The sequence below is a fragment of the Rhodococcus indonesiensis genome, assembly GCF_047782815.1.
Classification (GTDB): domain Bacteria; phylum Actinomycetota; class Actinomycetes; order Mycobacteriales; family Mycobacteriaceae; genus Rhodococcus; species Rhodococcus indonesiensis.
In genome coordinates, this window is the sequence record NZ_CP180630.1 from 5,525,474 (window position 1) to 5,536,171 (window position 10,698).

12 protein-coding genes are annotated in these 10,698 nt (G+C 67.2%); 3 read left to right on the forward strand and 9 right to left on the reverse strand.

The features are described from left to right. The first annotated feature begins 445 nt into the window (after positions 1 to 445). From trxB to ACM26Y_RS25405, 3 genes are all read left to right on the forward strand, one after another. The gene (trxB, locus tag ACM26Y_RS25395; protein WP_416062308.1) at positions 446 to 1,414 is read left to right on the forward strand and encodes a thioredoxin-disulfide reductase; all 969 of its coding nucleotides are present in this window, start codon (positions 446 to 448) and stop codon (positions 1,412 to 1,414) included. 31 nt (positions 1,415 to 1,445) lie between these two features. After that, positions 1,446 to 1,775 carry a thioredoxin gene (gene trxA, locus ACM26Y_RS25400; protein ID WP_003936658.1) on the forward strand — a complete coding sequence of 110 codons (330 nt, stop codon included), beginning with the start codon at positions 1,446 to 1,448 and terminating at the stop codon, positions 1,773 to 1,775. Between the two features lie 128 nt (positions 1,776 to 1,903). Then, positions 1,904 to 3,088 carry an N-acetylmuramoyl-L-alanine amidase gene (locus ACM26Y_RS25405; protein ID WP_289381730.1) on the forward strand — a complete coding sequence of 395 codons (1,185 nt, stop codon included), beginning with the start codon at positions 1,904 to 1,906 and terminating at the stop codon, positions 3,086 to 3,088. A 9-nt stretch (positions 3,089 to 3,097) separates the two neighbouring features. Here ACM26Y_RS25405 and ACM26Y_RS25410 read toward each other — a convergent pair whose 3' ends face one another. The 9 genes from ACM26Y_RS25410 to rpmH all read right to left on the reverse strand — a co-directional run bounded on the left by ACM26Y_RS25410 (position 3,098) and on the right by rpmH (position 10,085). Beyond that, complete coding sequence (locus tag ACM26Y_RS25410) at positions 3,098 to 3,787, reverse strand: GNAT family N-acetyltransferase (RefSeq protein ID WP_416062309.1); 690 nt, start codon at positions 3,785 to 3,787, stop codon at positions 3,098 to 3,100. Positions 3,788 to 3,844: 57 nt separating this feature from the next. Then, a complete protein-coding gene (locus tag ACM26Y_RS25415; protein WP_416062310.1) occupies positions 3,845 to 4,918 on the reverse strand; it encodes a ParB/RepB/Spo0J family partition protein in 1,074 nt (357 codons plus the stop codon). Then, complete coding sequence (locus ACM26Y_RS25420; RefSeq protein WP_040782345.1) at positions 4,915 to 5,919, reverse strand: ParA family protein; 1,005 nt, start codon at positions 5,917 to 5,919, stop codon at positions 4,915 to 4,917. The genes ACM26Y_RS25415 and ACM26Y_RS25420 overlap by 4 nt, the downstream gene beginning before the upstream one ends. 823 nt (positions 5,920 to 6,742) lie before the next feature. After that, positions 6,743 to 7,423, reverse strand: coding sequence for a 16S rRNA (guanine(527)-N(7))-methyltransferase RsmG (rsmG, locus tag ACM26Y_RS25425; RefSeq protein ID WP_040782341.1), 681 nt, complete (start codon positions 7,421 to 7,423; stop codon positions 6,743 to 6,745). 97 nt (positions 7,424 to 7,520) lie between these two features. Continuing rightward, complete coding sequence (locus ACM26Y_RS25430; protein ID WP_003936652.1) at positions 7,521 to 8,066, reverse strand: protein jag; 546 nt, start codon at positions 8,064 to 8,066, stop codon at positions 7,521 to 7,523. A 21-nt stretch (positions 8,067 to 8,087) separates the two neighbouring features. Beyond that, entirely contained in the window at positions 8,088 to 9,194 is a 1,107-nt protein-coding gene (gene yidC / locus ACM26Y_RS25435; protein WP_003936651.1) for a membrane protein insertase YidC, read from the reverse strand. Positions 9,195 to 9,264: 70 nt separating this feature from the next. Further along, positions 9,265 to 9,546: a membrane protein insertion efficiency factor YidD gene (gene yidD / locus ACM26Y_RS25440; RefSeq protein WP_003936650.1), complete on the reverse strand. Its 282-nt coding sequence runs from the start codon at positions 9,544 to 9,546 to the stop codon at positions 9,265 to 9,267. Continuing rightward, positions 9,543 to 9,920: a ribonuclease P protein component gene (rnpA, locus tag ACM26Y_RS25445; RefSeq protein WP_416062311.1), complete on the reverse strand. Its 378-nt coding sequence runs from the start codon at positions 9,918 to 9,920 to the stop codon at positions 9,543 to 9,545. Before rnpA ends, yidD begins: the two co-directional genes overlap by 4 nt. A gap of 21 nt (positions 9,921 to 9,941) precedes the next feature. Beyond that, positions 9,942 to 10,085: a 50S ribosomal protein L34 gene (gene rpmH / locus ACM26Y_RS25450; protein WP_003936647.1), complete on the reverse strand. Its 144-nt coding sequence runs from the start codon at positions 10,083 to 10,085 to the stop codon at positions 9,942 to 9,944. Positions 10,086 to 10,698 lie beyond the last annotated feature (613 nt).

A 10,698-nucleotide genomic window follows, 5' to 3' on the forward strand; every position in this document is an offset into this window, starting at 1 on the left:
GAGTCGAACCCGGTGCGGTCCCTGCCCGGCGCCGATCGCGACGCTCGTGCGTCACACCGCTCGGCCGGAGCACACGGACGATTCGCGCGCCCGGCTCCCGGCGGGCGTGGCCGGGGCCGTCGACATGCCGGGCATCGGCCCGGACGCGCGTGGGGGAGGGGACCGGATGCCGGGACGACACGGCACGGCTTCGACGGTCATATCGTCAACGTGACGATTCGACCTCCGGGTGCCGGGCTCCCGCCCCAGCCCGGCTGACAGCGGGGCAGAATACGCCGCACTGTGGCGTGACGCACGGCACGCGAGGAACAACACCCCTTACCCTGTTGTTGACCCATGTTGTGGACCACTGACGTTGTGGACCGCTGACGTCCCGGTCACGGGCCTTCAGGCTCGTCCGTCAAGTACCAGCAGGCAGAAGTACCAGCAGACACGGAAGGCTCGCATGACCACTGATTCCACGATCCACGACCTTGTCATCGTCGGTTCGGGTCCGGCCGGATACACCGCCGGGATCTATGCCGCCCGTGCCGAGCTGAAGCCGCTGCTGTTCGAGGGAACCCAGTTCGGCGGCGCCCTGATGACCACCACCGAAGTCGAGAACTTTCCCGGCTTCCGCGAGGGCATCATGGGGCCGGACCTGATGGATCAGATGCGCGAGCAGGCCCTGCGTTTCGGCGCCGACATCCGCACCGAGGACGTCGACGAACTCGACCTGACCGGCGACGTCAAGAAGGTCGTCGCCAACGGACAGACCTACCAGGCCCGCGCCGTCATCCTCGCGATGGGTGCCGCCGCCCGCTACCTCGGCATCCCGGGGGAGGAACAGCTCCTCGGACGCGGTGTGTCCGCCTGCGCCACCTGCGACGGCTTCTTCTTCCGCGACCAGGACATCGCCGTCGTCGGCGGCGGCGACTCCGCGATGGAGGAAGCGACCTTCCTGACCCGCTTCGCCCGCAGCGTCACCCTCGTCCACCGTCGCGAGGAGTTCCGCGCCTCGAAGATCATGCTCGACCGTGCCCGCGCGAACGAGAAGATCCGCATCGTCACCAACGCCAAGCCCGTCGAGGTGCTCGGCGATACCTCCGTCACCGGTCTGGTCCTCGAGGACACCGTCACGGGCGAACGCAGCACCCTTCCGGTGACCGGCATGTTCGTCGCGATCGGCCACGACCCCCGCAGCGAACTCGTCCGCGGACAGGTCGACGTCGACGACGCCGGCTACGTGAAGGTGCAGCAGCCGACGACCGCCACCAACCTGCCGGGTGTGTTCGCCGCCGGTGACCTCGTCGACCACCTCTACCGCCAGGCGATCACCGCCGCCGGCACCGGCTGCTCCGCCTCGCTCGATGCCGAGCGCTGGCTCGCCGAACTGCCGGACCACCACCCGATCACCGTCAACGCCGGATACTGATCCCTTCCCCCCTCATCGAGTAGGAGCCATCGTGGCCGACAAGAACACCGTCACCATCTCCGACGCCTCGTTCGTCGAGGACGTCCTGCAGTCCGACAAGCCGGTACTGGTCGATTTCTGGGCCACCTGGTGCGGCCCGTGCAAGATGGTGGCTCCCGTTCTCGAGGAGATCGCCGGAGAGCACTCCGACAAGCTCAAGATCGCCAAGCTCGACATCGACGCCAACCCCGCTGCGGCGCGCGACTACAAGGTCATGTCGATCCCGACGATGATCCTGTTCTCCGGCGGCAAGCCGGTGAAGACCATCGTCGGCGCGAAGGGCAAGGCGGCCCTCCTCCGCGACCTCGCCGACGTACTCTGAATCGCCGTTTTCCACGTCGACACGGATGCGCCCGGATTATTCGTGGTCCGGGCGCATCTGCGACAATCGAACGATGGTCTGGTGGAACACCGGGCACAGCAGGTCAGCAGCACGGAAAGGGCCGAGACATGCACCGACTGCGCTACGGCGACCATGGCCCTGCCGTCGCCGAAATCCGGAGCACCCTCACCGGCCTCGGATTTCTGCACGGCGAGTCCGACGTCGCCGCCGGCGACAGCTGGGTGGGCTCCGATGCGGTGTTCGACCGTGAGCTCGACAGCGCGGTGCGCGCGTTCCAGCAGCATCGTGGCCTGCTCGTCGACGGCATCGTCGGTCCCGCCACGTACCGGTCGCTGAAGGAAGCCTCGTACCGGCTCGGCGCCCGCACCCTCATCTATCAGCTCTCCGCCCCGCTCTACGGCGACGACGTCGCGACCTTGCAGCGGCGTCTGCAGGACCTCGGGTTCTACGTGGACCGGGTCGACGGCTACTTCGGACCGCGCACCCACGAGGCGCTGAGTTCCTTCCAGCGGGAGATCGGTCTCGCGCCCGACGGCATCTGCGGTCCCGAGACCCTCCGTTCGCTGGAGCTGCTCGGCACCCGGGTCACCGGTGGGTCTCCGCACGCCATCAGCGAGGAGGAGATCGTCCGCCGGTCCGGTCCGCACCTGAGCGGCAAACGCATCGTCATCGATCCCGGCCTCGGCGGGCGCGACCACGGCATCATCGTGCGCAGCCCGCACGGCGACATCTCCGAGGCCGACATCCTCTGGGACCTCGCTCGTCGCCTCGAGGGCCGCATGGCCGCGACGGGAATGGAGACCTTCCTCTCCCGGCCGTATCACGCGAACCCGTCGAACATCGAGCGGGCCGGAACTTCCAACGCGTTCGGCGCCGATCTGATGATCTCCCTGCGTTGCGACAGCAGCCCCAACTCGGCCGCGAGCGGTATCGCGAGCTTCCACTACGGCAATGCGCACGGCTCCGAGTCGATGATCGGCCAGGTGCTCACCGGGTTCATCCAACGCGAAGTGACCGCACGCACGCCGCTGCGGGACTGCCGCAGCCACGGCCGCACGTGGGATCTGCTGCGCCTGACGAATATGCCGACCGTGCAGATCGATCTCGGGTATCTCACGAACGCGCAGGACGCCTCGGTCCTGGCCAACCCTCGTTCACGCGACATCATCGCGGAAGCGATCCTCATCTCGGTGAAGCGTCTGTACCTGCTGGGGCAGGACGATCAGCCCACCGGCACCTACACCTTCGCCGAACTGCTCGCCGAGGAGCTGTCGATCACCGAGACCCGCTGAGCGGTTCGCTCAGCGGGCCGCCCCCACGGGCGTGCGGTCCGAGATGCCCGCGACGGTGAGTGCGGCCTCCTCGAGCAGACGGTCCAGGGCCGCTTCCACGCCCATCTTCCATTCGTGATCGCGATCGAGTTCGAGTCGCAACCTGGGGTAACGGTGGTGGGGGGCGATCACCTCGAAGCCCATGTCCTCGAGGAATCCAGCCTCGATCATGCACTCGGTGGGGGAGCAGTCCCGGGCCGCCGTTGCGCCGGGGACATCGCTCTCCGGCTCTCCGTCGGACCGGTACCCGAAGGCCTCGATCGCGCGTACGTTGCGGCGGATCAGATCGGAGATCACCGCGCGGATCAGTCCCGTGCCGAGGTCGCTGTCCTCCGCGAGCGGTTCGATCCGCATGGTGGTCAGCAGAACGGCATCCGCGCTCACCGGGGAGGTCGGGAACAGGTGGGCACGCGGCACCATGTTCGGCGGGGCGTAGAACGCGCTGCCGGCGGGCTTGTCGTCGAGCGTGGCGACCTGGGCGCAGGAACCCCACTGGAGCATGACCATCGACAGCCACGCCTCCTTCTCGAACTCCGGATCGTAGAACCCGCCCGCGTCGCGTACCGCCGCGGGATCCATCTCCCAGAACACACAGCGTCGGGCGTGTGCCGACAGCTGGTCCATTCCGCCCAGGGTGAGAGTTGTGACTCGAGTCGACACTGGGTTACTCAGCCTCCATGTCCGTATCCTCGACTGTCGTCCTGACGTGCCGAGGCGTCAAGAGGGGTCGGCCTGAGTTTCCATCATCGCCACGATCCGCTCCAGGTCGTCGACCGAACCGAACTCCACGACGATCTTGCCCTTGCGCTTGCCCAGGCTGACCGTGACCCGGGTGTCGAAGGAATTGGACAGGCGCTCCGCGACGTCCTGCAGGCCGGGCATCTGGATGGGCTTGCGGCGCTGCTGAGGCGCGGTGTCCTTCCCGTCGCCGCGATTCGCCAGCATGACCGCTTCTTCGGTGGCCCGGACGGAGAGTCCCTCGGCGACGATACGGGCCGCGAGAACCTCCTGCGCGTCGGGCCCGGCCTCGAGGGACAGCAGGGCGCGGGCATGCCCCGCGGACAGCACCCCCGCCGCGACCCGTCGCTGGACGGGGATCGGCAGCTTGAGCAAGCGGATCATGTTCGTCACCACGGGACGGGACCGTCCGATGCGGGCCGCGAGTTCCTCGTGGGTGACCCCGAACTCTTCGAGCAACTGCTGATAGGCCGCGGCTTCCTCCAGCGGATTGAGCTGGACGCGGTGGATGTTCTCGAGCAGCGCGTCGCGCAGGAGGGACTGATCGTCGGTCTCACGGACGATCGCCGGAATGGTGGCGAGCCCGGCCTCCTGGCCGGCACGCCACCGGCGCTCACCCATGACGAGCTGGTACCGCTCGCCGTCGATCCTGCGCACGACGATGGGCTGCATGAGCCCGAACTCGCGGATGGAGTGGACCAGCTCGGCGAGCGCCTCCTCGTCGAAGACCTGCCGCGGCTGTCGCGGATTCGGTTCGATCTTGTCCGCGTCGATCTCGAGGTAGACCGCGCCGGCGGGGGAGGGGAGTGGTGCCGGCGTGGGCGCCGGACCGCCGTCGCCCTCGGTTGTCATGCCCCCGGTTTTCGTGTCATCGGTCCTGGTGCTCCCGGACTTCGTCGGTGCGGTGGCAGCAGCCTTCTTCGACGCGGTCTTGCGGTTGTCGCCGATGATCACGTCCGCCGCAGCGTTACCGAGACCGGGGGCGGCCGCCGGGCCGGTCGGAATCAGCGACGCCAGACCCCGACCCAACCCGCCCTTGCGTGTCGCGCTCATTCGTTCCCCTGCTTCTCGTTCCGGTACCCACGTGCGGCCAGTTCGCGTCCCGCGTCGAGGTAGCTCATCGCACCGCGCGAACCTGGATCGTAGTCGAGGACGGTCATCCCGTACCCGGGAGCTTCCGAGACCCGCACGCTGCGGGGGATGACAGAGCGAAGCACCGCGCTGCCGAAGTGGGCACGCACCTCCTCCGCCACCTGATCGGCGAGCTTCGTGCGGCCGTCGTACATCGTGAGCAGCACGGTGGAGACGTGCAGCTCGGGATTGAGGTGCGACTGGACCAGCTCGATGTTGCGCAGCAACTGGCCGACGCCCTCGAGCGCGTAGTACTCGCACTGGATAGGAATGAGCACCTCTTTCGCCGCGACGAGCGCATTGACGGTGAGGAGACCCAGTGACGGGGGACAGTCGATGATCACGTAGTCGAAGTCCTGGTCGCCCAGCGCAGCCGCGGAGAGGGCGTTCTTCAGACGGTTCTCGCGCGCCACCATCGAGACGAGTTCGATCTCGGCGCCGGCGAGATCGATCGTGGCCGGGATGCAGAACAGGCGCTCGCTGTGCGGGCTCTGCTGGACGGCTTCGGCCGCCTTGACCTCACCGAGAAGCACCTCGTAGCTCGACGGGATGCCGGAGTGGTGTGGCACTCCGAGAGCGGTGCTGGCGTTGCCCTGAGGATCGAGATCGACGACGAGGACGGTCAACCCCTGGACGGCGAGGGCGGAGGCGAGGTTCACAGTGGACGTGGTCTTGCCGACCCCGCCCTTCTGATTCGCGATCGTGATCACTCGACGGTGGGCCGGTTTGGGGAGAGCGTTCACGGAACTCGGGTGCAGCACCTGACTGGCCCGGTGCGCAGCGGCGCCGATCGGGGTGTCCAGCGGGGAGAGTCCCTCGTACGGAATCGGAGAGAACTCGTCCTCGGCGGACTCGGACGCGGCTGCCATCGTCCTCTGCGTCTCGGTTTCACGTGAAACAGCGGATTCAGATCCACCCGACATTGACCGCTCCTTTGTTGTCGACACCCGCACGGTACATCCCCCTCGCGACACCACGCCGGTGATCCGCGCTCGATCGCCGCGGCCGGTCACCGTTTCGGTCCCACGGGGGGTGGAGTGAGCCGAGGCGCAGTGACTGATGCCCGAACTCGGAAAGGGGAGCGCGCCGGCGAGGGTTGGCGACCGTTGCCGGCTCACTCCCTTTCCTCGTTTCGACTCAGTATCCCATCCGCCTTCCGCGGGGGTGCGACGACGTCGCCGACGGATCTCGTTTCACGTGAAATCCGCTGTTTCACGTGAAACCGAAAAGAGCGGGTTTCACGTGAAACAACGCTCCGCCCTCGGCGCCAGATCCGGCGCGAAGGAGGGAGCTACTGTCACAGTGACGATTTGAACGAGGGTAGGGGGAAGGGCGCGTGCCGCAACAGATCTGCCCTTCCGGACTCACCTGACCACTGGCTCCAACAGTCAAGGCCGCCAACAACTTCGGTGACTCTTCCTGCCGAAGAGGTCGACAGGCGGTGGATGTGAACAGGATCGGCCATACCAGAGCGAATTTCGGCCAGGATCGGGGGCCGGAACCGTGACGCGACGGGGAGACCCACCGCGGGTCCTCGAGCCCGGGGTCTCGAGACCGAATCTCGAGGCGGGGGTCACGAGCGGCGCGCGGTCCAGCCTTCGAATGGGGGCCCGACGGGGGATGAACAATCCACGCCGACAGGCACTCTTCATCGCCTCGAGTCCCTCGAGGCACGCATCCTCTCGAGTGCGATGCTCGAGAGAGTCTTTCACTCGAGAGCGCGGAGCGGTTTCACGTGAAACCGGATCAATGCTTCTTGCGCCGCCGAATCGGCCGCGGCATCCGCTCGGCCTTCACCACGAGGGTGGGTGTCTCGAGCAGACCCACACCACACTCGAGGACCTCGAGGTTGCCGGCACCGAGACGGGCCAGCTCGTCACGGTCACGCTCGATCTCCTCCGCCGCGCTGGAACCCTTGAGTGCCAGCATCCGCCCGCCCTCGTGCACGAGCGGCAGCGACCATTTGGCGAGTTTCGCCAGGGGGGCCACGGCACGGGAGGTGACGACATCCGACCCACCGGCCTCCTTCACGACGCCGGGCTGCTCCGCACGCCCGCGAATGACGAGCACATTGGTCAGGCCGTGCGCTTCGACGAACTCGGCGAGATACACCGACCGACGCAGCAACGGCTCGACGAGGATCACGTGCAGATCGGGACGGGCGATGGCCAGGGGGATACCCGGCAGACCGGCACCGCTGCCCACGTCGACGACACGTTCACCCTCGTCGATCAGCTCACCGAGCACGGCGCAGTTGAGCAGGTGACGGTCCCACAGTCGGGGGACCTCGCGCGGTCCGATGAGTCCACGCTCCACACCGTCGGTCGCGAGCGAATCCCGGTACTGCTCCGCGAGACCGAGTCGCTCACCGAAGACGCGAACGGCGACCTCGTGAATGCGTCCCTCGTCCTGTTCCACGTGAAACATCCTCTCCCGGCGACCACCTCGCCTCGAGAGAAGGGAGGGATCCCGGCGTCGCGCGCCGAGATCCCTCCCTCCTGCTGTCCGGTCGAACTGCTGTCGGTCAGTCCTTGACGACGACGACCCGGCGCTGCGGCTCGGCGCCCTCGCTCTCGCTGGAGACACCGTCGATCCTGGCCACCGCGTCGTGAACGATCTTGCGCTCGAAGGGCGTCATCGGAGTCAGCTCCTCACGCTCTCCGGTCTCCAGGACACGCTTCGCGGCAGCGGTGCCCAGCGCGCTGAGCTCGGCCCGCTTGCCGGCTCGCCAGCCGGCGATGTCGAGCATCAGCTTGCTGCGTTCACCGGTGACCTGCTGCACGGCGAGACGGGTGAGCTCCTGCAGGGCGTCGAGGACCTCACCGTCGCGACCGACGAGCTTGGACAGGTCCTTGCCGCCGTCGATGCTCACGACCGCGCGATCGCCCTCCACGTCGAGGTCGATGTCGCCGTCGAAGTCCAGCACGTCGAGCAGTTGCTCGAGGTAGTCACCGGCGATCTCGCCCTCCTCGACCAGCAGATCGTCCTCGGAGTCGGAATCCGCATCGAGATCCGGCGTCTCGGTGGTCACGTCGGCATCCTCCTGTGCCTTGTCCAGGTCACTGGCCATGATTCGCTCTCTCTTCTTCGGTCAGCGCCGCTTGCGCTTGGAGTTCTTCGAGCCGCCGGGGCGTTTCGATCCGGCCGCATTCTTGGGGGATCCGGACGGCGGCGCGGACGGCTCGGCACCGCCGGACGCGTCGTCCGCGCCCGTCTTCTCCAGGGAGACCTCCGACGTACCAGCGGTGCCCTCCGTACCGGTGGACGCAGTCTTCTTCTTCGTCGTCCGATCGGGACGGGCGCCGGGCTTGGGAGCGTTGTCGCTGCGGCGTGCGATCGCGGCCTGCTTCTTGGCCTCTTCTTCCTGGTCGATCTTGCGGAAGACGATGTGCTGCTGCGCGTAGGTCCAGATGTTGTTGCTCACCCAGTACAGCAGGATGGCGATCGGCAGGAACGGACCACCGACGATGACGCCGAGCGGGAACACGTACAGCGCCAGCTTGTTCATGATCGCGGCCTGAGGATTGGCCGCGGCCTGCGCACTCTGCCGGGCGACGGAGGCACGAGAGTTGAAGTGCGTCGCGATGCCCGCCACGATCATGAGCGGGATGGCGACGAGCGCGATGTCGAGCCGGGACGGAATCCCGCCGAACGGCTCGAACGCCACCAGCGATGCCTCGGGCTGCGTGATCCACGCCGAGATCGGCGCACCGAACAGGCGCGCACTGAGGAACGACTGCACGTCCTCCGGGCTGAACGCATAGTTGCCGAGCTGCGCGTTCTCCTCCGGGGACAGCCCGAGCTGACCGAAGCCTTCACCGGTGCGGTTGAACGAGCGCAGCACGTGGAACAGACCGATGAACACCGGCGCCTGCAGCAACACCGGGAGGCAACCCATCAGCGGGTTGAAGCCGTGCTCCTTCTGCAGTTTCTGGAGCTCGACGGCCTGCCGCTGCCGGTCGTTGGAGTACTTCTTCTGCAGCGCCTTGATCTGCGGTTGCAGTTCCTGCATCTGCCGCGTCGTCCGGACCTGCTTGACGAACGGCTTGTACAGGATCGCCCGCAGCGTGAAGACGAGGAAGACCACGGACAGCGCCCAGGTCGCACCGTCGTCGGGTTCCAGTCCGGGCAGTGCCGTGAATACGTTGTGCCAGACCCAGAGGATCCAGGACACGGGATAGTAGATGAAGTCGAGCACGGCTCTATGTACTCCTCAGGTCGTCCAAGGTCGCCACCCAGCGGCGTCGGTCCGAAGTCTTCAGTGCCGGTCAGGGATCCCGGTCGACCGATCGATGCCGCCGCTCGGGTACCGGATCCCAGCCCCCAGGGTGCCAGGGCGCGCACTTGAGCAGCCGGACGACCGTCAATACGGCGCCCACCACGAACCCGCGGGTACGCAACGCCTCGACGGCATACTCGCTGCAGGTGGGGGTGAAACGGCAGGTCGGCATGCGCGTCGGGGACACGTACGTGCGGTAGAGCTCGATGCAGAAGATCAACATTCGCGCCGGTGCGGAGCGCACCGACTGCAGCACCTCGCCCGCGTTCATCCCGGCCGCCGCGCCGTCTCGACCAGGCCCAGGCGGGCGAGGCCGGAGCGAACCTGCCGGTCGAGTTCGTGTGAGGACGCCGAGGCGGCACCGGGCAGAGCCCGGACGACGACGTCAGCGCCGGCGGGAACCTCGTCGACGAGCGTCGCACAGATATGACGAAGCCGGCGTGCGACTCGATGTCGAATCACCGCCGGCCCGACAGCCTTGCTCACGACGAATCCGAATCGTGGACCGCCGAAACTCACCACCAGCTCGGCCTGCTCCCGCTCGATCGCGTGCACGACCAGGTCTCGCCGTCCCTGTCGGCGGCCGCGACGAACTGTCTCGGAGAAGTCCGCGCGGCGCCGCAGGCGATACGGCTCAGGTAGCACCCCGAGCTCCCGGAATCGGGATCAGGCGGTGAGCGAAGAGCGGCCCTTGCGGCGGCGCGCCGACACGATCGCGCGGCCCGCACGGGTCCGCATCCGGAGACGGAAGCCGTGAACGCGCGCGCGGCGTCGGTTGTTCGGCTGGAACGTCCGCTTGCCCTTGGCCACGGTCAACACTCCTCGAAGTTCTGTGACGCCGGTCGGCGTCCTCGGTCCAACGTGTACGAAAATCGCATGAACACGTGCCGTACGCGAAAAGAGAACACTGCGTGGCAGCACGGATCCGTCACTGCTGTATGAGTGACTGTTCGAGGCTACTCGGCGGCAAGCACGAAATCAAACCGCGACGACGCGGCACACGCAAGACGACACGCCGCACGCCATTTTCCCCCCTCGTCACGTTCGCAACACGAAGTCGCGTGACCCCGTTCATGCTCCGGTACGCTCCCGTTCATGGTTTCGCCGGGGCAGTTCCTCGTCGCCCACCACCGCGGTGAGCAGGGCCGATCACCCCTGCCCCGCGGGCACCGGCGTTGCGCCCGGCCGCCGAGCCGGGCGGGAACCGGAATCCGCAGTCGCTAGCCCGGGGCCACGCGCGCCGGGCGTCTCGAGACATGTCACACTGGACACTTCGGATCCGAGCCGGTCGTCGCGGCTGCTCATCCGTCCGCCTCGACCTCGACAACTCCCCAGCCTCATCCACAGGGCGCCACCCTGTGGTTGTCCACATCTGTGGATAATCGTGTGGAATTCGGACCGAGAGAACTGGGGAGGACGCGAC